Annotated in this window: 18 protein-coding genes; 12 read left to right on the top strand and 6 right to left on the bottom strand. The window is 60.5% G+C overall.

What is annotated here, in order from left to right; all coding sequences use genetic code 11:
* Genes mdtC through ABLU96_RS17000 form a run of 3 tightly spaced genes read right to left on the bottom strand, consistent with a single transcriptional unit; the run spans position 1 to position 7,454 of the window.
* Positions 1 to 3,078 carry a multidrug efflux RND transporter permease subunit MdtC gene (gene mdtC / locus ABLU96_RS17010; RefSeq protein WP_016946935.1) on the bottom strand — a complete coding sequence of 1,026 codons (3,078 nt, stop codon included), beginning with the start codon at positions 3,076 to 3,078 and terminating at the stop codon, positions 1 to 3.
* A complete protein-coding gene (locus ABLU96_RS17005; RefSeq protein WP_064404528.1) occupies positions 3,079 to 6,201 on the bottom strand; it encodes an MdtB/MuxB family multidrug efflux RND transporter permease subunit in 3,123 nt (1,040 codons plus the stop codon).
* A complete protein-coding gene (locus ABLU96_RS17000; RefSeq protein ID WP_014230096.1) occupies positions 6,201 to 7,454 on the bottom strand; it encodes an MdtA/MuxA family multidrug efflux RND transporter periplasmic adaptor subunit in 1,254 nt (417 codons plus the stop codon). The genes ABLU96_RS17005 and ABLU96_RS17000 overlap by 1 nt, the downstream gene beginning before the upstream one ends.
* 383 nt (positions 7,455 to 7,837) lie before the next feature.
* Here ABLU96_RS17000 and ABLU96_RS16995 point away from each other — a divergent pair, with 383 nt between their 5' ends.
* The 4 genes from ABLU96_RS16995 to ABLU96_RS16980 all read left to right on the top strand — a co-directional run bounded on the left by ABLU96_RS16995 (position 7,838) and on the right by ABLU96_RS16980 (position 10,880).
* Positions 7,838 to 8,599 carry an arginine deiminase family protein gene (locus ABLU96_RS16995; RefSeq protein WP_046877531.1) on the top strand — a complete coding sequence of 254 codons (762 nt, stop codon included), beginning with the start codon at positions 7,838 to 7,840 and terminating at the stop codon, positions 8,597 to 8,599.
* A gap of 28 nt (positions 8,600 to 8,627) precedes the next feature.
* Positions 8,628 to 9,401, top strand: a complete 774-nt coding sequence (locus ABLU96_RS16990) for an ABC transporter substrate-binding protein (RefSeq protein ID WP_014838973.1) — start codon at positions 8,628 to 8,630, stop codon at positions 9,399 to 9,401.
* A gap of 64 nt (positions 9,402 to 9,465) precedes the next feature.
* A complete protein-coding gene (locus ABLU96_RS16985) occupies positions 9,466 to 10,158 on the top strand; it encodes an ABC transporter permease subunit (protein WP_016946939.1) in 693 nt (230 codons plus the stop codon).
* Entirely contained in the window at positions 10,155 to 10,880 is a 726-nt protein-coding gene (locus ABLU96_RS16980; RefSeq protein ID WP_014230092.1) for an ABC transporter permease subunit, read from the top strand. The genes ABLU96_RS16985 and ABLU96_RS16980 overlap by 4 nt, the downstream gene beginning before the upstream one ends.
* Here ABLU96_RS16980 and ABLU96_RS16975 read toward each other — a convergent pair whose 3' ends face one another.
* Positions 10,881 to 11,336 (bottom strand): Lrp/AsnC family transcriptional regulator, encoded by a 456-nt coding sequence (locus ABLU96_RS16975; RefSeq protein ID WP_029505532.1) that lies wholly within the window; start codon positions 11,334 to 11,336, stop codon positions 10,881 to 10,883.
* Positions 11,337 to 11,350: 14 nt separating this feature from the next.
* Between ABLU96_RS16975 and ABLU96_RS16970 the strand changes: the two genes are divergently transcribed.
* Positions 11,351 to 12,469, top strand: a complete 1,119-nt coding sequence (locus ABLU96_RS16970; RefSeq protein ID WP_049082629.1) for a succinylglutamate desuccinylase/aspartoacylase family protein — start codon at positions 11,351 to 11,353, stop codon at positions 12,467 to 12,469.
* Positions 12,470 to 12,476: 7 nt separating this feature from the next.
* On the opposite strand, the gene ABLU96_RS16965 is transcribed toward ABLU96_RS16970, so the two are convergent.
* Both ABLU96_RS16965 and ABLU96_RS16960 read right to left on the bottom strand, forming a co-directional pair.
* The gene (locus ABLU96_RS16965) at positions 12,477 to 13,373 is read right to left on the bottom strand and encodes a proline iminopeptidase-family hydrolase (RefSeq protein WP_057173273.1); all 897 of its coding nucleotides are present in this window, start codon (positions 13,371 to 13,373) and stop codon (positions 12,477 to 12,479) included.
* A gap of 84 nt (positions 13,374 to 13,457) precedes the next feature.
* A complete protein-coding gene (locus ABLU96_RS16960) occupies positions 13,458 to 14,210 on the bottom strand; it encodes a LuxR family transcriptional regulator (protein WP_032719850.1) in 753 nt (250 codons plus the stop codon).
* A 202-nt stretch (positions 14,211 to 14,412) separates the two neighbouring features.
* Between ABLU96_RS16960 and ABLU96_RS16955 the strand changes: the two genes are divergently transcribed.
* From ABLU96_RS16955 to ABLU96_RS16925, 7 genes are all read left to right on the top strand, one after another.
* Positions 14,413 to 15,312: a proline iminopeptidase-family hydrolase gene (locus tag ABLU96_RS16955; protein ID WP_014838968.1), complete on the top strand. Its 900-nt coding sequence runs from the start codon at positions 14,413 to 14,415 to the stop codon at positions 15,310 to 15,312.
* Entirely contained in the window at positions 15,312 to 16,250 is a 939-nt protein-coding gene (locus ABLU96_RS16950; RefSeq protein WP_004852520.1) for an ABC transporter permease, read from the top strand. The genes ABLU96_RS16955 and ABLU96_RS16950 overlap by 1 nt, the downstream gene beginning before the upstream one ends.
* Positions 16,247 to 17,092 carry an ABC transporter permease gene (locus ABLU96_RS16945; RefSeq protein ID WP_047723290.1) on the top strand — a complete coding sequence of 282 codons (846 nt, stop codon included), beginning with the start codon at positions 16,247 to 16,249 and terminating at the stop codon, positions 17,090 to 17,092. The genes ABLU96_RS16950 and ABLU96_RS16945 overlap by 4 nt, the downstream gene beginning before the upstream one ends.
* Entirely contained in the window at positions 17,089 to 18,063 is a 975-nt protein-coding gene (locus ABLU96_RS16940) for an ABC transporter ATP-binding protein (RefSeq protein ID WP_014230085.1), read from the top strand. The genes ABLU96_RS16945 and ABLU96_RS16940 overlap by 4 nt, the downstream gene beginning before the upstream one ends.
* Positions 18,063 to 19,097, top strand: a complete 1,035-nt coding sequence (locus ABLU96_RS16935) for an ABC transporter ATP-binding protein (RefSeq protein ID WP_233932954.1) — start codon at positions 18,063 to 18,065, stop codon at positions 19,095 to 19,097. The genes ABLU96_RS16940 and ABLU96_RS16935 overlap by 1 nt, the downstream gene beginning before the upstream one ends.
* Complete coding sequence (locus ABLU96_RS16930) at positions 19,078 to 20,592, top strand: ABC transporter substrate-binding protein (RefSeq protein WP_025107772.1); 1,515 nt, start codon at positions 19,078 to 19,080, stop codon at positions 20,590 to 20,592. Before ABLU96_RS16935 ends, ABLU96_RS16930 begins: the two co-directional genes overlap by 20 nt.
* 234 nt (positions 20,593 to 20,826) lie before the next feature.
* Positions 20,827 to 22,101 carry a dicarboxylate/amino acid:cation symporter gene (locus ABLU96_RS16925; protein WP_004852509.1) on the top strand — a complete coding sequence of 425 codons (1,275 nt, stop codon included), beginning with the start codon at positions 20,827 to 20,829 and terminating at the stop codon, positions 22,099 to 22,101.
* Positions 22,102 to 22,225: the final 124 nt, after the last annotated feature.

The raw sequence follows: 22,225 nt of genomic DNA, 5'->3' as shown, positions 1-22,225 counted from the left end.
TTATTCGCTTACCGGTTGAGGGACTTTTCGCGAAAAACGCAGCCGCAGACGGTCGAAGAACAGATAGACCACCGGCGTGGTGTACAGGGTCAACAGCTGACTCATCACCAGGCCGCCGACAATGGTAATCCCCAGCGGCTGGCGCAGCTCGGAGCCATCGCCGCCGGAGATAACCAGCGGCAGCGCGCCGAACAGCGCCGCCAGGGTGGTCATCATTATCGGCCGGAAGCGCAGCAGACAGGCCTGGAAGATCGCCTCTTCCGGCGGCAGGTTGCCGTTGCGCTGCGCCTCAAGGGCGAAATCGACCATCATGATGGCGTTTTTCTTCACGATGCCAATTAATAGCATAATCCCGATAAGCGCGATTAGGCTGAACGGGGCATCGAAAAGCTCCAGCGCCAGCAGCGCGCCGACGCCGGCGGACGGAATGGTCGACAGAATGGTCAGCGGATGAACGTAGCTCTCATAGAGGATCCCCAGCACGATGTAGACCGTGGCGATGGCCGCCAGAATCAGGATCACCTGCGAGTTCATGGTCTCCTGGAACACCTGCGCGGTCCCGGCGAACGACCCGCGGACGCTGGACGGCACGCCAATCTGGGTCATCGCCCGGTTGATGGCGTCGCTGGCTTCCGACAACGACTTGCCGGTAGGCAGGTTAAAGGAGATGGTCGACGCCGCCGACAGCCCCTGGTGGTTCACCGACAGCGGCGCGTTAGCCGGCTGCCATTTGGCGAAATAGGAGAGCGGAATCGGCTTGTCTTCGCTGTTGATCACAAACATCTTATCGAGGGCGCTGACGTCCTGGGTGTAGACCGGGTCGACCTGCATCACCACTTTATACTGGTTCAGCGGCTGGTAGATGGTTGAGATCTGCCGCTGACCGAAGGCGTTGTTCAGCAGATTGTTGGCGTCCTGCACGCTGATGCCGAGCCGCGACATGGTATCGCGATCGTAGATCAGATCCATCTCCGCGCCGTTATTCTGGCTGTCGGAGTTGACGTCCGCCAGCTCCGGCAGCGCCGCCAGCGTTTTGCGGATTTTCGGCTCCCATTCCCGCAGCGCCGCAAGGTCGTCCGACAGCAGCGTATACTGGTAGCTGGCGTTGGCCTGACGGCCGCCGACGCGGATATCCTGTACCGCCATCAGGAACAGGTTGGCCCCCGGCTCTTTGGCCAGCTTCTTCCGCAGCCGATCGATAATCTGCTGCGCCGTTTCATGGCGCTCATCGCGCGACTTGAGGGTGATAAACATCATTCCGCTGTTGACCCGCGAGCCGCCGGTAAAACCGGTGACGTTGTCCACCGCCGGATCTTCACGAATGATCTTCATAAAGTCCTCCAGCTTGCCGCGCATCGCCTGGAACGAGATGCTCTGGTCCGCCTGGATACCGCCCATCAGCACCCCGGTGTCCTGCTCCGGGAAGAAGGTTTTGGGAATTGAGATATAGAGCCAGACGCTCAGCGCGATGGTGCCAAGCAGCACCAGGCCGGTTAAGCGGCTGTGCTTCAGCACCCACTTCAGCGATTTGCCGTATCCGCCCTGAATCGCCACCAGCAGGCGGCCAACCCCGCGCTTGCGCGTCGGCTCGTGGGGCTTGCCGCTTTTCAGCAGCCAGCCGCACATCATCGGCGTCAGGGTCAGAGAGACCGCCAGCGAAATGCCAATCGCCACCGACAGGGTAACGGCGAATTCGCGCAGCAGCCTTCCCGGCAGGCCGCCCATCAGCAGCAGCGGCAGGAACACTGCCACCAGCGACAGGCTCATCGACAGCACGGTAAAACCGACTTCCCGGCTCCCCTGCAGCGCCGCCTGCAGCGGCTTCATGCCGGCTTCCAGATGGCGGGAAATATTTTCCAGCACCACGATGGCGTCATCGACCACGAAGCCGGTAGCGATAGTCAGCGCCATCAGCGACAGGTTGTTAAGGCTGAAGCCGCACAGGTACATGGCGGCAAAGGTGCCGATCAGCGAAACCGGAACCGCCACCGCCGGGATCAGCGTCGCGCGCCCCGAGCGGAGGAAGAGGAAGACCACGAGGATCACCAGCGCCACCGAGATGACCAGCGTTTGCTCCACTTCCTCCAGCGAGGCGCGGATGGTCGGCGAGCGGTCCTGGGCGATTTGCAGATCGACAGAGGCCGGGATGGTGCGCTGCAGCTCCGGCAGGCGGGCGCGAATGCTGTCCACCGTCTCGATGATATTGGCTTCCGGCAGCTTGCGGATCATCAGCAAAATCGCCGGTTTGGCGTTAGTCATCCCGGCATTGCGCACGTCCTGCACCGAATCGGTGACGTTGGCGACGTCGCCGAGGCGCACCGCCGCGCCGTTGTTATAGTGCACAATCAGCGGCTGGTATTCGGCGGCGGTCTTCAGCTCGTCGTTGGTCGCCACCTGCCAGCGGTGGGTGGCATCTTCCAGCGCCCCCTGCGGTTTACGTACGTTGGCGTTGCTGATGGCGGTGCGCACCGCGTCCAGCGATACGCCCTGGTTAAACAGCGCCTGCGGGTTGAGGTCGACGCGCACCGCGGGCAGCGAACTGCCGCCGACGTCCACGTCGCCGACGCCGTCAATCTGGGCAATGGTCTGCGCCAGCTGGGTAGAGGCGAAGTCGTACAGTTCACCCTGGGACCAGGTATCCGAGGTGAGGGTGAGGATCATGATCGGCGCGTCTGACGGGTTGGCTTTGCGGTAGGTCGGACGGCTCGGCATGCCGCTCGGCAGCAGGCTTTGCGCGGCGTTAATCGCCGCCTGCACGTCGCGGGCCGCGCCGTTGATATCGCGGTCAAAGTTGAACTCAAGAATGATGCGCGTACTGCCGAGCGAGCTGGAGGAGGTCATCTCATTGACCCCGGCAATCCGCCCCAAAGAGCGCTCCAGCGGCGTCGCCACCGAAGAGGCCATGGTCTCCGGCGACGCGCCGGGCAGCGAGGCGCTGATCATGATGACCGGGAAATCCACCTGCGGCAGCGGCGCCACCGGCAGCAGGCGGAAACCGAGGATGCCGCACAGGGTAATGGCGAGCGAAATCAGAATCGTCGCCACCGGACGGTAAATGAAGAGGGCGAAAAACTTCACCTACGCCTCCTCCTCACGCCGCGGGAACCGGCTCTTCATATACAGCGACAGCCGGTCGAACAGCAGATAGATAACCGGAGTCGTGAACAGCGTCAGCACCTGGCTGAGCATCAGACCGCCGACCATGCCAATCCCCAGCGGACGCCGCAGCTCCGCGCCGACGCCGGTACTGAGCATCAGCGGCAGCGCGCCCAGCAGGGCGGCGAGGGTGGTCATCAGGATCGGGCGGAAGCGCAGCAGGCAGGCCTGGTAGATCGCCTCGCGCGGCGGCATGCCCTGCTCGCGTTCGGCGGCCAGCGCGAAGTCGATCATCATGATGGCGTTTTTCTTGACGATGCCGATCAGCAGAATGATGCCGATAATCGCGATAACGTCCAGTTCGCTCCCCGCCAGCCATAGCGCCAGCAGCGCTCCGACGCCCGCCGTCGGCAGGGTGGAGAGAATCGTTATCGGATGAATAAAGCTTTCATACAGTACCCCGAGGACGATATACATCGCCACCACCGCAGCAACCACCAGCCAGACGGTGCTGCCAAGCGCCGACTGGAAGGCCAGCGAGCTGCCCTGGAACTGGGTACGGATATCGCTCGGGAACGCCAGCGCCTGTTCGGCGCCAAGAATCGCTTCAACCGCATCGCCCAGCGAATAGTTGTCCGGCACGTTAAACGAGATGGTGGTAACCGGGAACTGATCGAGATGGTTTATGGATAGCGGGGCAAAGCGCTCCTCGACGCTGGCGATGGATTTCAGCGGCACAATCCCGCCGTCGCTGCTGGTCAGACGAATATTATCCAGCGCCGCCAGCCCCGGCGTGGCCTGGGTATCATGCTCCAGCACCACGCGGTACTGATTCGCCTGGGTATAAATGGTGGAGATTAAGCGCTGACCGAAGGCGTTATACAGCGCGTTATCCACGTCCGCCATGCTGATGCCGAGACGGCTGGCGCTATCGCGATCAACGTTGATATACGCCGCCAGGCCCTTATCCTGCCAGTCGCTGCTGACGTCGGAGAGCTGCGGCAGCGCCTGCAGCCGGGCCAGCAGCTGCGGGACCCAGTTGCTGAGCGCGTCCAGCGAGTTGGCCTGCAGGGTGAACTGGTACTGGGTGCGGCTGACGGTGGTGTCAATGGTCAGATCCTGCGTCGGCTGGAGGTAAAGCTCAATGCCGGGAATGCCGCTCACCGCGTTCTGCAGGCGGCCGATCACCGTCTGCACGCGATCGTCGCGCTCGTCCAGCGGCTTAAGGTTGATTTGCAGGCGGGCGCTGTTGAGCGCCGGGTTGTTACCGTCGACGCCGACGTAGGAGGTCAGGCTTTCCACCGCCGGATCGTTGAGTATCGCCGCCGACACCTGCTGCTGGCGCTCGGCCATGTTGGCGAACGACGCCGACTGCGGCGCCTGCAGCGTACCCTGAATAATGCCGTTGTCCTGAATCGGGAAAAAGCCCTTCGGAATAAACACCCACAGCATAATCGACAGCACCAGGGTACCGAGGGCCACGCTCAGGGTCAGCCACGGATGATTCAGCACCCGGCTCAGCCAGCGGCCATAGACGGCGATCACCCGCTCAAAGAAACGCTCGCTGGCGCGCGAGAAGCGGTTCTGCTTGCGCAGCGACTCGTGGCTCAGCATGCGGGCGCACATCATCGGCGTCAGGGTCAGTGACACCACCGCGGAAATCAGGATCGCCACCGCCAGGGTAATGGCGAACTCGCGGAACAGACGGCCCACGATATCGCCCATAAACAGCAGCGGGATCAGCACCGCAATCAGCGAGAAGGTCAGCGAGATAATGGTAAAGCCAATCTCTCCGGCCCCTTTCAGGGCGGCGGCCAGCGGCTTTTCGCCTTTCTCGATATAGCGCGAGATGTTTTCAATCACCACGATGGCGTCATCGACCACAAAGCCGGTGGCGATGGTCAGGGCCATCAGCGTCAGGTTGTTAATCGAAAAATCGAGAAACACCATCACCGCAAAGGTGCCGACCAGCGATAGCGGTACGGCGATGCCGGGAATAATCGTCGCCGGGACGTTGCGCAGAAAGACGTAGATAATCATCACCACCAGGGCGATGGCCAGCATCAGCTCGAACTGGGTGTCGCTGACCGAGGCGCGGATATTGGTGGTGCGGTCGGAAAGCACCTGAACTTTAACCGATTTCGGCAGGCTTTCGGTGAGCTGCGGCAGCATCTGGCGGATGCTGTCGGCGGTCGAGATAATGTTGGCCCCCGGCTGGCGCTGAACGTTCATGACGATCGCCCGCTGATTGTTCGCCCATGCCCCAAGCCAGCTGTTTTCCGCGCCCTGTTCCACGGTGGCGACGTCGCCAAGGCGAATCGGCGCGCCGTTCTGATAAGCGATAATCAGCCGGCGGTAATCTTCCGCCGACTGCATCTGATCGTTGGCGGAGAGGGTCACCGCCCGCGATGGGCCGTCGAGGCTACCCTTCGCCGAGTTGACGTTGGCGCTGGTTATCGCGGTGCGCACCGTTTCGCTGGTCAGCCCGAGGGCGGCGATGGCCTGGGCGTTGAGCTTGACGCGTACCGCCGGGCGCTGGCCGCCCGCGAGGGTGACCAGCCCGACGCCGGAAACCTGGGAGATTTTCTGCGCCACGCGGGTCTCCACCATATCCTCGACCTGGGTCATCGGCACGGCGGAAGAGGTGACCGCAAGGGTCATAATCGGCGGATCGGCGGGGTTAACTTTGCTGTAGACCGGAGGGTTAGGCAGGTCAGAAGGCAGCAGGTTGGTGGCAGCGTTGATGGCTGCCTGTACTTCCTGTTCCGCGACGTCCAGCGGCAGCGTGAGCTGGAACTGGAGCGTGACCACCGACGCGCCGCCGGAGCTCTGGGAAGACATCTGCTTGAGGCCGGACATCTGGCCAAACTGGCGCTCCAGCGGGGCGGTCACCGACGAGGTCATCACGTCCGGGCTGGCGCCGGGATAGAGGGTTACCACCTGAATCGTCGGGTAGTCCACTTCCGGCAGCGCCGAAACCGGCAGGAAACGATAGCCGATAATCCCGGCCAGCATAATGGCCACCATTAACAGCGTCGTGGCGACCGGGCGCATGATAAACAGACGGGAAGGGCCACCCGTGCTGCTCGGCGGTAACACTTGCATCAGGAGCGCGCTCCTTTTTTACCGTACTCGCGGCTGGTGGCTTTTTCCGGCTCGGCGGCGGTTGCCGCATCGTGGGCTTCGACGACCTCAACTTTTGCGCCTTCGGTCAGACGGTCGATACCGTCGGTTACGACGCGATCGCCGGCGGAAAGCCCGGCGTTGATCACCACTTTCAGGCTGTCCTGAATACCCGGCGTGACGGTATGCTTGCTGACCTTGTTCTCATCGTTCAGTACCCAGACGAAATGGCCTTCGTTACCCATTTGCAGCGCGGCGGTTGGGATCACCACCGCGTTCTGCTCGGTATCGACCAGCATACGGGCGTTGACGAACTGATTCGGGAACAGGGCATCGTCCAGGTTAGTAAAGCGCGCTTTCAGCTTGATGGTGCCGGTGGTGGCGTCAATCTGGTTATCGAGGCTCAGCAGTGAGCCTTCGCTGATTTTCTGTTTATTGGTGCGGTCCCAGGCTTCGACAGCCAGCTTTTTCCCCGCCTTCTGCGCCTGTACCACCGTGGCGATTTGGTTTTCCGGCAGCGTAAAGACCACGTCGATCGGGTGGGTTTGCGTCAGCACCACAATCCCGGTGGTGTCGCCGCTGGCGATCTGGTTGCCGATATCCACCTGTTTTAAGCCGACCCGGCCGTCGATTGGCGCGGTGATGCGGCTCCAGTCCAGCTGCAGCTGGGCGCTGGCGACGGCGGCTTCGTCCGCTTTGATCGTACCCTGGGTTTCGCTGACCAGCGACTGCTGGGTGTCCAGTTCCTGCCGGGAAACCAGATTGGTTTTGACCAGCTGCTGGTAGCGCGCCAGATCGCGACGGGCGTTGGCGAGGGTCGCACGATCTTTGGCCAGCTGGCCTTCGGCCTGGGCGAGGGCGACTTTAAACTGGCTGGGGTCGATTTCCGCGAGCAGATCGCCCGCTTTGACCTGCTGGCCTTCGGTAAAGTGGATGGCCAGCAGCTGGCCGTCGACGCGGCTGCGGACGGTGACGGTATTCGCCGCCGTCACGGTGCCGAGGCCGGAAAGGTAGCGGGGTACCGCTTCGCTGGTGGCGGTGGCCGCCTGTACCGGCGCGAGGGCGGCGCCAAAACGACCGGGGCGTCCGCCTCCGGGGCCCTGCTGACGCGCGCCTGATGCCGTCGGCGCGCCGCTGTTTGCCGCTTCGCGACCCTGCCAGAACCAGTACGCGGCGCCCGCGACGATCGCGACCACCAGCACCGCAGCCCAACGGCTTTTATTGCTACCTTTCATTAATTTGCTATCTCATCCTGAAACGTTTCACGGAATGATACTAGTTTAGCCAGCGAACGCTGCTTAAAAATGGAGGAATTATGAAAAGACTGTCCAGATATGTCTGTAAAAAACGCTTTTCGCAGAGCCGGTTACGGTGAATAGTTAGGCGTAAAATTCGCTTAATGATTTTGCTTAGCCGGGCGATGAATCCGGTTAGTTATTGCCCGTCATCCGCTGTTTCTTAAGGGTCACAGCGGAATACGTCGAATCTGAACTGATATACAGCGTGAATAAGCGGCCCCGGAAAGTGATTCAGCCTGATTGGCGGCGGCATCTGTTTGATAATCAAATTCACTCACGATTTTGCCTTAAGCAATGCGACCACTACCAGAGGGTTCTTTATGCATTTTACCCAAGCTATCGCCCGTCTTCCGGCCGCCACCTGCGGCGCAGGACAAACTACCGCCCGGCTGGGCGCGCCGGATATCGCCACCACCACCCGCCAGTTTCTCGCCTATGTAGAAACCCTGCTGCAGCTTGGCCTGAAGGTCACCGTACTGCCCGCGGCGGCGGATTATCCTGATGCGCACTTTGTTGAAGATACCGCGGTGGTGATGCCGGAACTGGCGGTGATCACCCATCCGGGCGCGCCGAGCCGTCAGGGCGAGGTCGATACCATTGCGCCGGTGCTGGCGGGGTTCCGTCCGCTGGCGCGGATGAGCGAGCGCGGGCATATGGACGGCGGCGACGTGCTGTTAGTGGATAAGCAGTTTTTTATCGGCCTGACGGCGCGCACCGATGAGCAGGGGATCCGCGAGTTTGCCGCCGCCGTTGAGCCGCACGGCTATCAGGTCGCGGCGATTGAAGTGAGCGCCGGTCTGCATCTGAAATCGATCGTCAACTATGTGGGCCGCAATACGCTGCTGCTGACGGAAGGCTACGTTAACCATCCGGCGTTTAGCGGCTTCAACAGCATCGTGATCCCGGAAGAGGAGGCCTACGCCGGAAATACGCTGTGGATCAACGATACCTTAATTACGCCGCAGGGCTACCCCTATACCCTGGGCGAAATCAGCAAGCTGGGAATGCCTATCGTGCAGCTCGACACCAGCGAATTTAAGAAAATGGATGGCGGCCTGACCTGCCTCTCACTGCGTTTTTAATCACCGCGCCAACACCGGGGAGATCGAAATGAAAATACGCCTTGCCGCACTACTGGCCTGCATGGCGCTCAGCGCGCCGCTGGCCGCCCAGCAGTTTGACACCATCAGCTTTGGCGTCGATGGCGGCTATCCGCCGTTTGACGTGCTGGCGCCCAGCGGTGAAATTACCGGCTTTGATATTGATATCGCCAATGCGCTGTGCACCCAGCTAAAAGCCAAATGCGTTTTCGTGAAGCAGCCGTTCGAAAGCATGATTGCCGCCCTCAACGCGCATAAGTTCGATGCCATTATCGCTTCGCTCAATATTACCGATGAGCGTAAAAAGGAAGTGGATTTCACCGACCGCTACTACCGCAGCGCGGCGCAGCTGGTGGCGCGCAAAGGCAGCCCGCTGCTGCCTGACGTCGCCAGCCTGAAAGGCAAAACCGTCGGCGTCCAGACCGGCTCCACCCATGAAGCGTTTGCGAAGGCCAACTGGGCCAATCATGGCGTGAAAATTGTCGGTTACGCTAACCAGGATAACGTCTACCTCGACCTGCTCTCCGGGCGCATCGACGCCGCGTTGCAGGATAATATCCAGGCGGCGACCGGCTTTATTGATACTCCGCGCGGGCAGAAATTCGCCTTTGCCGGTCCGGTTATCCAGGACGGCGGCATCTCCTCCGACGTGGGGATTGCGGTGAATAAAGACAACCCGGCGCTGCGCGATGCGCTGAACGGCGCCATAAAGGCAATCCGCGCCGACGGCACCTACGACGCGATCCAGAAAAAATACTTTAGCTTTGATATTTATGGCAAATAAGTCGTGAAGATGCGGGCGCGGGCGATGGCCTGCGCCCCTTTACGACCTCCGCGGAAGGCTGAATATGGTCGCAGACTATTTACCCCTGTTGTTACGCGGCGCGGCGCTTTCGCTGTGCGTGATGCTCTCTTCATTACTGGTCGCTCTGCTGCTGGGGCTGATTAACTCGCTGATTAAGCTCTTTGGCCCGCCGTGGCTGCGCCTGTTTTCCACCGCTTACACTACGCTGGTACGCGGTATCCCGGAGCTGGTGATTATGCTGCTGCTGTTTTTCGGCGGCGAGATGCTGGTGAACCTGCTGCTGGGTCTGGTGGGGCTCGGGCCGGTGCGCTTCAATACCTTTATCTCCGGCGTGCTGGCGATCGGCTTTGTTTTCGGCGCCTATTACACCGAGACCTTTCGCGGCGCCTTTCTGACCGTCGATCGCGGGCAAACCGAAGCCGCGCAGGCCTACGGGATGCGGCCGTGGACGGTGTTCCGCCGGGTGATGCTGCCGCAGATGCTGAGCTTCGCGATCCCGGGCATCAACAACAACTGGCTGGGGCTGATGAAAGCATCGGCGCTGGTGTCGATCCTGGGTCTTGAGGATATGGTATGGCTGGCCGAACAGGCCGGGCGCGCCACGCAAAAGCCGTTCCTCTTCTATTTTCTGGTCTCGCTGATTTACATGGTGATTACCGCGCTCTCCAGCTGGCTGTTCAGCCGCCTGGCGAAGCGTTACGCGCTGCGCTCTTCCACGGCGGGGACGGCCTTATGAATCTGCAAACCTTTCTCGATGCGATCCCGAGCTTTTTGTGGAGCGACGGTAACGGCGCCGCCAGCGGGCTGGCGGTCACGGCGGAGCTGTTTTTGCTCTCCATCGTTCCCGGGATGGCGCTGGCGATAGCGATGGCGGTGGGGCAGGTGTATGGACCGCGCGCGCTGGCGCTGCCCATCCGTGGTTTTACGTATTTTTTCCGCAGCACGCCGCTCTATCTCCAGCTGATGCTGATTTACTACGGCCTGTCGCAGTTCGATATCGTGCAGACGGGCTGGATGAACGACCAGCCGTTCTGGCTGCTGTTCCGCGATGCGACCTTCTGCGCCACGCTGGCGCTGGTCCTCAACACTGCCGCGTACGTCGCGGAGCTGCTGGCGGGGATGATGGTGACCTTTCCGCGCCAGGAGTGGGTCGCCGGGGAGGCCTACGGGATGGGGAAATGGCAGATTATTCGTCGTCTGGTGCTGCCCGCGACGCTCAGACGCGGGATCCCGGCGCTGAATAATGAAATGGTCTTTTTACTGCACGCCACGTCGCTGGCCAGCACCGTCACCCTGCTGGATATTACCGGCGTGGCCCGCGCGTTCTACGCCATGACCTATTCGCCGTTTATTCCGTTTCTGATGGCCGCGGCGCTGTATCTGCTCTGCACCTTTATGCTGATTTTCGCCTTTTCCCGCGCCGAGCGGCGCTGGCTGGCGTTTATCCGGCGCGGCTAGTCAGGAGCGCTTAATGGCCTGCAGTTCGGTCAGGGTGACGATTTTATCGACGTGAAACTTTTTACTGGTCAGCCAGCTATCCGCCAGCTGGCAGTAGTGCGCCATGCTGCGGCAGCCGATGCGTACCAGAAAGTCGAAGCTGCCGCTGACCAGCCAGCAGTCCAGCACTTCGGGCGTCTGGCGCATCTCCTGTTCAAACATCGGCTGCGAGCGCCCGTGGTCGGCCAGCGCGATTTGCGCCTGTACCACAAACGCGTGCTCCGGATCGGGCAGTTCTACAATGGCGCTGTAGCCGCGAATAATGCCGTCGCGCTCGAGGCCGCGCACCCGTTCCAGGCACGGACGGGCGGTGAGGTTTACCTGCTCCGAGAGCTTCTGATAAGAAATGCGGCCATCCCGGCGCAGAATTTCAAGGATCTTATGATCGATACGGTCAAGCCGGGCTTTCTTTTCCACAACCAGGACGTCCAATGAAAATTAAACACTATACATTACCTGAACATGCACTCGGTGGGCAGCGGCAATTAAGCCATTTTCATTTCGGCGCGCCCGGCACGGGAGAGAAGGTCTATCTGCAGGCGGGGCTGCACGCCGATGAAATCCCGGGCATGCTGGTTCTGCACTATCTTAAAAGATTACTTAGCCAGGCGGAACGGCGCGGCGAACTGCGCGGCGAAATCATTCTTGTGCCGGTAGCCAACCCGCCGGGGCTGGCCCAGGTGCTGCTCAGCAGCGGTATTGGCCGTTTCGATCTGGCGAGCGGGCGCAATTTTAACCGCGATTTTCCCGATCTGGCGGCGCTGGCGCAGGCCGGTTTACCGGCGGATTTGCCCGGTACGCGACCCGAGTATCTGCAGCGGGTGCGCGCGGCGATGCGGGAGGCGCTGGCGGCGCTTCCCGCCGTGAGCGAGGCGCAGGCCCTGCGCCACCATCTGCTGAGCCTCGCCTGCGATGCCGATCTGGTGCTCGATCTGCACTGCGATGACCAGGCGATTTTGCACCTTTACGCCGACCCGGCCTGGCAACGCGAGGCGAAAGTTCTGGCGGCTTTCCTCGGTATTGGCGCCGTGCTGCTGTCGCAGGAGAGCGGGGGCAACTCGTTTGATGAAGCCTGCGGCCTGCCGTGGCAGCGTCTTTGCGCGAGGAATCCGTCGTGGCGCCAGCAGCAGCCCGGCTGCATGGCGGTGACCGTCGAGCTGCGCGGCCAGCAGGAGGTGAATCACGCCACCGCCTGCGACGACGCCGAACGTATTTACCGTTACCTGCAGTACCGCGGCGTGCTGGCCGGCGCCAGGCCCGAGGTTCCGCAGCAGGAAACGGTGATGCTGCCGTTTGCCGCCGGGGAGATTGTCACCGCGCCGGCGACCGGCATCCTGGTGCTGCTAAAACATCCCGGCGAGTGGGTCAGCGCCGACGATGTCGTCGCGGAAATCATCGATCCGCTGACCGATATGGTCAAAGCGGTGCGGCCGACATCGGGCGGCCTGATTTATGCCAGCCGTCGGGCGCCGTTTGTCACTTTAGGGGCTGAAGTGATGAAAATCGCCGGCGAGCGGCCCTTCAGCGGCGGAGGCGGACTGGCGCTGTAAGCGGCTTTTATGATATCGCTCGGCCTAAAAAGTCGTTTACCGTCTTCATGCACAGCTCGCGCTCTTCGACGTGCGGCATATGGCTCGAAGCTTCGAAAATGACCCACTCGGCGCCGGAGATATGGTCCATAAAGGGTTGTACCACTTCCGGCGTGGCTTCATCGTAGCGCCCGGAAATCAGCAGAACCGGAACCGTAATGCGCGCGAGGCGGTCGATAATCGTCCACGCTTTCATGCTGCCGATAACGTGGAATTCGGTGGGGCCATTCATGGCGTGATAAACCGTCGGGTCGGCATCCATGGCATCGAAGGTGCGCCGCACTTCCGCCGGCCAGGGATCGAGCCGACAGACGTGGCGTTGATAAAATACTGCGCTTGCCGCCTTATATTCCGCGCTGTCCAGCGTTCCTGCCGCCTCATGGTCCAGCAACGTCTGCTGAACGTCGGCGGGCAGCTGCGCCCGCAGCTTTGCCGCACCCTGCAGCCATAGCGCCATCGATGCCGGGGAGTTGGCGATAATCAGCGCCTTTAACCCCTTTGGCTGCGTCACGGCGTGCTCCGCGCCGAGCATACCTCCCCAAGATTGGCCGAGCAGGGCGTAATTATCGGCAATATTGAGATGCAGCAGCAGGTTAGCCAGTTCGTCAAGAAACAGCGCCGGTTGCCAGAAGTCGGCGGGCTGCTGCGGTAAATGGGTTGAACGCCCGTTGCCTAACTGATCGTAGTGGATCACCGCTCGCCCGCTGAGGGCGATATCGCGGAACGCATCGACGTAATCATGCGTGCACCCCGGCCCGCCGTGGGCGACGACCAGCGGCGTGAGTCCGCTATCGATATCGCCGCAAACGCGAAACCAGGTTTGATAGTGCCGAAACGGGGCGTAACCTTCGCGGATGGTATACATGAATCATCTTTACCCTGCTAAGTGGACCGGCTTTCAGGGTAAAGGCTGGCAACCGCGGCTGAACACTAGCAAAAATGCTAGTTCTTAGCTGTCGAGCAGACGGTAGTGCAGGGCGCGGACCACCGCCTGCACGCGGTTGCTGGCGCCCAGCTTTTTGGCCGCGGTATTGAGATGCAGCGTCACCGTCGCCACCGAGCGGTGCAGCTTGCGGGCGATCTCTTTGGCGGTAAGCCCCTCGGCGGACCACGCCAGGCATTCGCGCTCGCGGTTGCTCAGCTTGACGTGACGGCAGGTGAGCATAGTGCTGTCGAACAGCGGGAAGGCGGACTCCTGAAACTGCCAGGCAAGCAGCATCAGCTGCGCCAGGGTGGCGCTGATTTCCCGCTCCTGACGCTGGCCGGTATGGATGCCGGTGAGGGTCACGAACCCTCCGTTGGGGAGATGCAGGGGAACCGTCGCGCCGCAGGGCATATTGTGTTCGCGCATATAGTCGGTGACCGCGGTGGGATGATTGTCCAGCCTCCCGCGCAGCATGCTGCTGTCCGGCCGTTGATAGGACCAGACAAAAGGCGCGCAGCTCTCGAGCGCGCAGTGCTGTACCGGATCCACCTGGTAATATCCGCGCTCGCACCATAGCTGGCGCATATCTTCCGGCACGTTGAACGTTTTCAGCAGCGAGGGCGTAATCAGTTCTCCTTCCAGAGAACGCGGAACCGGCGTGTAATCGTAAATCACCGCCTCAAATCCCAACCTCCGGGTGTGCTGAAAAAGCCCGCTGAATGCGTCATCCAGGCTGGCCGCCCGCGCGCTGCCGGGGTGGTCAAACTCCAGTCGCATATAACCCCCTTCACCTAAAACGAGACCTGCGACGGGCACGATTTGTGCAAATCCGTCAGTAGCTGGCCCAAAGATATGCAATTCCGGTGCCGTTTCGGCGCGGCGCAAAACTAGTATTTTTGCTAACTGTTCAGCGTCCGGGGTTGCCGTTAGCGTTAAGACAGACCCCAACCCTCTTACCATCGACGATGAGGAATAGACCATGTGGAGCGAAATAGCGCCCGACCGGTGCCATAACATTGCGGTGGAAGGCTATAACGTCGTGGCCTATCAGTTTGGCGACGGCGATGAGACCATTCTCTGCCTCAACGGCGGACCGGGGCTGCCCTGCGACTATCTGCGTGAAGCCCACGCTTGTCTGAAACAGCACGGCTATCGGGTGATCGCCTTTGACCAGTTGGGGACCGGAAAGTCCGACCGGCCGGATGACGCCAGCCTGTGGACGATGGCGCGCTATGTGCGTGAAGTGGAGACCGTCCGCCGGACTTTGGGCCTTGGTCAGGTGCATCTGCTTGGTCACTCGTGGGGCGGATGGCTGGCGATTGAAGTGGCATTGCACCATCCTGGCGCAATTCGCTCGCTGATTCTGGAAAACACCGTCGCCGATATGCCGCATCTGGTGCAGGAGCTGAACCGTCTGCGCGGGGCGCTGGGGCCAGAAACCGTCGCGATGATGCAGCGCTACGAAGCGCTCGGCTGGCTAGACCATCCGGCCTATCAGGCGGCGATTACGCTGCTGAATTACCGTCACGTGTGCCGCCTTGACGTCTGGCCAGAGCCGGTTATCCGCTCGCTTGGGGACTGGAATATGGGCCCGTATATCACCATGCAGGGGCCGAACGAATTCCTCTATACCGGTAATTTAAAAAACTGGAACCGCAGCGCTGAGCTGGCGTCAATCCGTGTGCCCTGTTTGATCACCAGCGGCCAGCACGATGAACTGACGCCCGCCTGCGCCCTGAAAATGAAGCAGGGGCTGGCGAACGCTGAAATAGCCATTTTTGCCAACAGCAGCCATATGCCGTTTTACGAAGAGCCGCAGGCTTACTACCCGGTGCTGCTCGATTTTCTGGCGCGCCAGCGCGACGCGGGAGGCTGTTAATGCATCGTTACCGCTTTCTGCTTTTTCGCCCGCTACAGCTGCTGCCGGTTCTGCTGGGTATCAGCCTGATCACCTTCATGATGGTGCGCGCGATCCCCGGCGATCCGGCGCGTATTCTGCTGGGGGTGCGCAGCACGCCGGCGGCGCTGGCCCGCATTCGCGCGCAGTTTGCCCTTGATGAACCGCTGTGGGTTCAGTACGGCTATTTTCTGCGCAACCTGCTGCAGGGCGAGCTGGGGAAGTCGATTGTATACCGGGTGGATACCCTGAAGCTGATTGCCTCGCGGCTGGAACCGACGCTGTGGCTGGTGCTCGGCAGCGTTCTGCTGGCGGTAGCGTTGACGGTGCCGCTGGCGGCGATAGCCGCACGCCAGCGCGGGCGTCTCGCCGATCGGTTGATTCGTCTGTTTACGACCGCCGGGCTCGGATTCCCGGCATTCTGGCTCGGCATCATGCTGATTCTGCTGTTCAGTATCGTGCTTGGCTGGTTTCCGGTCTCCGGCTACGGCAGCGATTTTTTAGACCAGCTGCACCATATGGTTCTGCCGTGCCTGACCGTGGCGCTGGCGCTGTCGGCGGTATTGATTCGCAACCTGCGCGCCAGCCTGCTGATGGAGATGAATAGCGACTATGTGGTGGCGGCCCGGGCGCGCGGGCAGCAGGAAAGACGTATCTTCTGGCGGCACGTGCTGCCGAACTCGCTGGTGCCGACCATCAATCTGCTGGCGGTGAATATTGGCTGGCTTATAGGCAGTACGGTGGTGATTGAAAGCGTGTTTGCCATCCCCGGCCTCGGACAGCTGCTGGTTAAGGCGATTTTTAGCCGCGACTACATGGTGGTGCAGGGCGTGGTGATGGTCTTTGCCCTTGCCACCGTGGCGGTCAGCCTGCTGGCGGATATCCTGACCGTGGCCCTCGACCCAAGGATAAAACTATGAAGGCGATAGCGACCTTTTCCCGCCTGCGTCAGCGGGCGATCCCGCGTCAGCAGGCGCTCTTCGCCGGGCTGGCGATAGTCGGACTATGGCTACTGGTCGCCTGTCTGGCGCCGTGGATAGCGCCGTTCGATCCGATTGCCCAGGACGCCTCTTCCAGCCTGCTGCCGCCGGGCGGCGCGCATCTCTTCGGTACCGACAACTTTGGCCGCGACGTTTTTTCCCGCGTGCTGTGGGGGGCGCGGGTCGATCTGCAAATCTGCCTGCTGGGGGTCCTGTTCCCCTTTATGCTCGGCACCACCCTGGGGGCGCTGGCGGGCTATATCGGCGGCGTGGCCGATGCGCTGGTGATGCGGGTTATTGATATCGTGCTGGCCTTTCCGTTTCTGGTGCTGATGCTGGCGATTATCGCCATCCTCGGGCCGGGGCTGAGCAGCTTTTATATGGCGATGGCGATGGTGGGCTGGGTCTCCTACGCCCGGCTGGTACGCGCTCAGGTACTGACGCTGAAACAGCGCGATTTTATTCTGGCGGCCCGCAGTCTGGGCTACGGCCATCTGCGGATTTTGTTCCGCCATCTGCTGCCCAATGCGCTAACCGGAGCCATCATTTTTTCGATGTCCGACTGCGTTCTGGTGCTGCTGAACGGGGCCTCGGTGAGCTATCTCGGGCTCGGCGTGCAGCCTCCTACCGCCGAATGGGGGATTATGGTGGCCGAAGGGCAGAGCTTTATCACTACCGCATGGTGGATAACCACCTTTCCGGGGCTTGCCATCGTGCTGCTGGCGATGGGCTTCAGCCTGCTGGCCGATGGGCTGGGCGATAAGCTAGGGGAACGCGTATGAGCTTGCTGAAGGTAAATCAGCTGACGGTCATGCGCGGCGAGGATGTCGCGCTGGTGGATAACGTCTCGTTAACGCTTGAAGCCGGGGAGATGCTTGGGCTGGTTGGCGAAAGCGGGTCGGGAAAAACCGTGACCTGCCGGGCGCTGATGCGCCTGCTGCCGGGGGCCGGACTGCGGATTACCGGCGGTGAGGTTCTGCTGGACGGCCGGGATATCTTGTCCCTCAGCGAAGGGCAAATGTCGGCGGTGCGCGGCCGGGAAATCGGTATGATTTTCCAGAACCCGACCAGCCATCTCAATCCGGTGATGACCATTGGAGAACAGATTGCAGAAAGTCGCCGCCTTCACTTTGCGGCAAACCGCCGTCAGGCGCGGGAGGATGCGCTGGCCTTGCTGCGCCAGGTCGGTATCCCGGACCCGCAGAATCGGCTCAATAGCTATCCGCACGAATTTTCCGGCGGCATGCGCCAGCGGGCGATGATCGCCGTTGCCCTCGCGCCGGAACCGCGGCTGCTGATTGCCGACGAACCGACCACCGCGCTGGATGTCACCGTGCAGATGCAGATTCTGCGCCTGCTCAGCGATCTGCGCGCCGAGCTGGGGCTGGCGGTCATTATGATCACCCACGATCTCGGGGTGGTGGCGCAAACCTGCGACCGGATTGCGGTGATGTACGGCGGCAGGCTGTGTGAAGTGGGCGGCAAACGCGAAGTGCTTGGCGGGCCCCTGCATCCCTATACCCGCGGGCTCATTGATTGTCAGCCGGCCAGCGAAGGCGGGCAGGGGAGGTTGACGATCATCGACGGCCAGCCGCCCAGCGCCGACCACTTCCCATCAGGGTGTCGCTTTCACCCGCGCTGCCGCCGCGCCGATGAGGCGTGTCAGAGCCAGCCATTGCTGCGTTACGGGCAGGATTGCCATAGCCACGCGGTGGCCTGCCATCACATTTTGCCAGCACGGCAGGAGGGATAATGGTTAACGCTCGCTGGCCGCTGCTTGAGGCCGATAATCTTTGCGTCACCTTCCCGGTTTCCGGCGGCTTTTGGCGGCCGAAGCGGGTCGTACACGCGGTAAACCGGGTCACGATGCAGATCTTTCCTGGCGAGACGCTGGGCCTTGTCGGCGAATCCGGCAGCGGTAAGAGCACGCTTGGCCGAGCGCTGTTACAGCTTGAACGGGTTGCCGATGGCGAGGTGCGGTTCGCCGGACAGCGCATTACCCATGGCTTAACCAGCGATATTGCCCGTCTGCGCCAGCAAAGCGCGATGATTTTCCAGGATCCCTATGCCTCGTTGAATCCCCGGCAGACCGTAGGAGAAAGCATCTCCGAGGTGCTGCGCGTGCATCAGAAAGTCCCGCGCGGGCAGGAAGCGCTGCGGGTTGCGGAACTGCTCACCCTGGTCGGCCTGCGTCCGCAGCAGGCCAGCGCGAAACCGTCTCAGCTAAGCGGCGGCCAGTGCCAGCGCGTCGGTATTGCCAGAGCGCTGGCCATGGAGCCGCGGCTGATCGTGGCCGATGAGTGCGTCGCGGCGCTGGACGTCTCTATTCAGGGACAGATCGTCAATCTGCTGATGGATCTGCGGGAAAAGATGGGGCTGGCGATTCTGTTTATCGCCCACGATCTGGCGATTGTGCGGCGGCTCTGCGATCGCGTTGCGGTGATGTATCTCGGGAGAATTGTGGAAGAGGGGCCGGCAGAAGCGGTCTTCACTCGACCGCTGCATCCCTATACCGCCGCGCTGGTCTCGGCGATCCCGGAAATCGACCCGGATAAACCGCTGCCGAAAAATTTGCTGGGGGGCGAGCCGCCCAGTCCCGTAGCCGTTCCACAAGGCTGTGCATTTCATCCGCGCTGCCCTTATGCGCAGGTGCAGTGCCGCACCGGCGCACCACCACCAACCCGGCAGATTGCCGATCGCGCTTATGCCTGCGTGCTCAACCTCGCGGGCGATGAGACCGTTTTTCCGTTAACTGGGGGATCTTTTGATGAAGCACAGGCAGATTAAGTTACTGGCGGCGAGCGTTTTTCTGGCGCTCAGCGTGGTGAGTGAAATAGCTCAGGCGGCCGGCGTATTGACCATTGGCCGCCGGGAGGACAGCACCACGTTTGACCCGATAAAATCGGCGCAAAATGCGGATAACTGGGTCTTTTCCAACGTCTTTGACCCGCTGGTGCGGGTGGATAAAAGCGGGACGAAGCTGGAGCCGGGCGTGGCCGAGAGCTGGACGATTTCCCCGGATGGCAAAGTCTATACCTTCAAAATTCGCGAAACCCGGTTCTCGGACGGTACGCCGCTGACCGCCAGCGATGCGGCGTTTAGCCTGATCCGTATCCGCGATGATGAAGGCTCGCTGTGGCGGGATTCCTATAGCATTATTGCCAAAGCGGAAGCCACGGACCCGCGCACGCTGGTGGTGACGCTGAAATCGCCTTCAGCGCCGTTCTTATCGCAGCTGGCGCTGCCGAACGCTTCGGTGATTTCCCAGCAGGCGATGAAGGCGGAAGGCGAAGAGGCGTTTGCCGAAAAGCCCGTGGGCTCCGGCGCGTTTAGCGTGAAAGAGTGGCTGCGCGGAGAAAAGATCGTGCTGGTGAAGAACCCGAACTTCTGGCAGGCGAAAAACGTCAGCCTGGATGGCGTGGAGTGGTTAACCATTCCGGACGACAATACCCGCATGCTGAAAGTGCAGGCCGGTGAACTTGACGCCGCGCTGACCGTGCCTTTCTCGCGCATTGCATCGTTACAAAAGGATGCCAATCTGAAGGTGGAGCTGGATCCTTCTACTCGCGAGGACCATCTGCTGATCAATCATTCTCACGGCGCGCTGGGCAAGGTGGAAGTCCGTCAGGCGCTGGACTTCGCGATTGATAAAGACGCGATTGTGAAAACCGTGACCTTTGGCTACGGTCAGGTGGCCAATTCCTATATTCCCGCCGGAGCGCTTTACCACTATCAGGATAATCTTCGCCGGCCATACGATCCGCAAAAGGCCAAAGCGATGCTGAAAGCGGCGGGCGCTGCCGACCTGAAGCTGAACTATGTGGTCAATGCCGGGGATGAAGTCGATGAGCAAATTGCCATTTTGCTACAACAGCAGCTGGCAAAAGCCGGGGTGACGGTGAATTTGCAAAAAGTCGACCCGAGCCAGAGCTGGGATATGCTGGTGGCCGGGGAGTACGATATATCGGTGATGTACTGGACCAACGATATTCTCGACCCCGATCAGAAAACTACCTTCGTGCTGGGTCACGATGCCAATATGAACTATATGACCCGCTATCATAACGACCAGGTTAAAGCGCTGGTGGCCGCCGCGCGCGTTGAAATGGACAGTAAAAAGCGCGAGCAGATGTATATCGACCTGCAAAAAATGGCCAAGGCCGACGTGAACTGGGTCGATCTGTATTACAGCCCGTACCGCAACGTCAGCCGCAAAAATATCGACGGTTTTTATCAGAATCCGCTGGGACGTTTCTTCCTGGAGGATACCGTAAAACACTAATGCCTCTTTGCGCCGGTTGTCCTCTGACGCCGGCGCCTTTTTCATCTTACCGGCGGCGCGACACGGTTTGATGCACATCAACGAGCACATTAACTTTTACTATAAAAACTAAAAAAGAGTTGTAACCCCGCCTGCTTTTATTCAATTTATGTGGTGAATGTTTAATGTATTCCAATAAATAAAACATATATACATTAAAAAACAACACGTTAAATAAAACAGGGGTTAATTTTTGTGGCAAGTGCAAACAAACTCACGCTGTTCATCGTCATCTTCATGCTGTTGGGGATCCTCTCCGGCGCGGCCATCCACGCTTACGCCGGGCAAACGACCATTACCGCATGGTCGGAAAACATTACGCTACTTACCGACGTGTTTCTGCGCCTGATTAAGATGGTCATTGCGCCGTTGGTGTTCAGTACCCTGACGGTGGGCATTATGCGGCTGGGCGAAACGGCGACCATTGGGCGGGTCGGCGGTAAAGCCATGGTATGGTTTATTACCTCGTCCATTCTCTCCATTCTGGTCGGGCTGGTGATTGTTACCCTCGAGCATCCCGGCGCCGGTTTGAACCTGGCGATCCCGAAAGAGTCCGTGGATACCGGGCTGGCGGTGAGCGGGATGAGCCTGAAAGGCTTTCTGACCCATACCATCCCCACCAGCATTACCGAGGCGATGTCCAACAACGAGATTCTGCAAATCGTGGTGTTCTCGATGTTCTTCGGTATTGCCGGGGCATCGCTGGGGGAGAAATTCAACGCCCCGCTGGTGGCGGCGCTGAACGTGGTTTCCCATATTATGCTGAAGGTGACCGGGTACGTGATGTACGTCGCGCCGCTGGCGATTTTCGCCGCGATCTCTTCGGTTATCGCCTCGCAGGGGCTGGGGATCCTGCTTAATTACGCCTCGTTTATCGGCGGATACTATGTCGCGATTCTGCTGACCAGCGCGGTGCTGCTGGCGGTGGGGTATATGGTGCTCAAAAAAGAGGTTTTTCGCCTGCTGAACATGCTCAAAGATCCGGTGCTGGTGGCGTTCACGACCAGCAGCTCCGAGGCGGCCTATCCGAAGACCCTGGAGCGTCTGGTGGAATTTGGCTGCTCGCGTAATATCGCGTCGTTTGTGCTGCCAATTGGCTACTCCTTTAATCTGGTCGGTTCAATGGTGTACTGCTCTTTTGCCGCCATGTTTATCGCCCAGGCTTACAATATTCAGCTGAGCTTTAGCGAGATTACCGTAATGATGCTGACGCTGATGCTGGCTTCGAAAGGGATTGCCGGGGTACCGCGTTCGGCGCTGGTGGTGCTGGCGGCGACCATCCCGAGCTTCAATATTCCGGTGGCGGGTATTTTGCTGCTGATGGGGATTGACCATTTCCTCGATATGGGGCGTTCAGCGATTAACGTGCTGGGTAACGGGATTGCGACGGCGATGCTGTCAAAAAATGAAGGTCTGTCGCAGAATGAGGTACCTGAGGCCGAAGTCGCGCCTCAGCAGGCGCAAGCCTGATCGTCGGGCGGCCTCTCTGACGGGGTCGCTTTTTGCGCAGAAAAAGAGGCCCCTGACAGGCACGCCAGGGGCAATGTGACGAAGTAACAGATTCCCTGGTAGAGGCATTTTTTATTGTATAAAA

This window comes from Klebsiella sp. CN_Kp106 (genome assembly GCF_040064575.1).
In the GTDB taxonomy this organism is placed as follows: domain Bacteria; phylum Pseudomonadota; class Gammaproteobacteria; order Enterobacterales; family Enterobacteriaceae; genus Klebsiella; species Klebsiella michiganensis.
The sequence above is the reverse complement of the archived record's forward strand: the minus strand, read 5'-3'. Positions and strand labels throughout refer to the sequence as shown.

Excerpts from the sequence above, each read along its gene's own strand:
- ABLU96_RS17005 (WP_064404528.1), bottom strand. The coding sequence starts at position 6,201 with ATGCAAGTGTTACCGCCGAGCAGCACGGGTGGCCCTTCCCGTCTGTTT.
- ABLU96_RS17000 (WP_014230096.1), bottom strand. The coding sequence starts at position 7,454 with ATGAAAGGTAGCAATAAAAGCCGTTGGGCTGCGGTGCTGGTGGTCGCG.
- ABLU96_RS16995 (WP_046877531.1), top strand. The coding sequence starts at position 7,838 with ATGCATTTTACCCAAGCTATCGCCCGTCTTCCGGCCGCCACCTGCGGC.
- ABLU96_RS16990 (WP_014838973.1), top strand. The coding sequence starts at position 8,628 with ATGAAAATACGCCTTGCCGCACTACTGGCCTGCATGGCGCTCAGCGCG.
- ABLU96_RS16985 (WP_016946939.1), top strand. The coding sequence starts at position 9,466 with ATGGTCGCAGACTATTTACCCCTGTTGTTACGCGGCGCGGCGCTTTCG.
- ABLU96_RS16980 (WP_014230092.1), top strand. The coding sequence starts at position 10,155 with ATGAATCTGCAAACCTTTCTCGATGCGATCCCGAGCTTTTTGTGGAGC.
- ABLU96_RS16970 (WP_049082629.1), top strand. The coding sequence starts at position 11,351 with ATGAAAATTAAACACTATACATTACCTGAACATGCACTCGGTGGGCAG.
- ABLU96_RS16965 (WP_057173273.1), bottom strand. The coding sequence starts at position 13,373 with ATGTATACCATCCGCGAAGGTTACGCCCCGTTTCGGCACTATCAAACC.
- ABLU96_RS16960 (WP_032719850.1), bottom strand. The coding sequence starts at position 14,210 with ATGCGACTGGAGTTTGACCACCCCGGCAGCGCGCGGGCGGCCAGCCTG.
- ABLU96_RS16955 (WP_014838968.1), top strand. The coding sequence starts at position 14,413 with ATGTGGAGCGAAATAGCGCCCGACCGGTGCCATAACATTGCGGTGGAA.
- ABLU96_RS16950 (WP_004852520.1), top strand. The coding sequence starts at position 15,312 with ATGCATCGTTACCGCTTTCTGCTTTTTCGCCCGCTACAGCTGCTGCCG.
- ABLU96_RS16945 (WP_047723290.1), top strand. The coding sequence starts at position 16,247 with ATGAAGGCGATAGCGACCTTTTCCCGCCTGCGTCAGCGGGCGATCCCG.
- ABLU96_RS16940 (WP_014230085.1), top strand. The coding sequence starts at position 17,089 with ATGAGCTTGCTGAAGGTAAATCAGCTGACGGTCATGCGCGGCGAGGAT.
- ABLU96_RS16935 (WP_233932954.1), top strand. The coding sequence starts at position 18,063 with ATGGTTAACGCTCGCTGGCCGCTGCTTGAGGCCGATAATCTTTGCGTC.
- ABLU96_RS16930 (WP_025107772.1), top strand. The coding sequence starts at position 19,078 with ATGAAGCACAGGCAGATTAAGTTACTGGCGGCGAGCGTTTTTCTGGCG.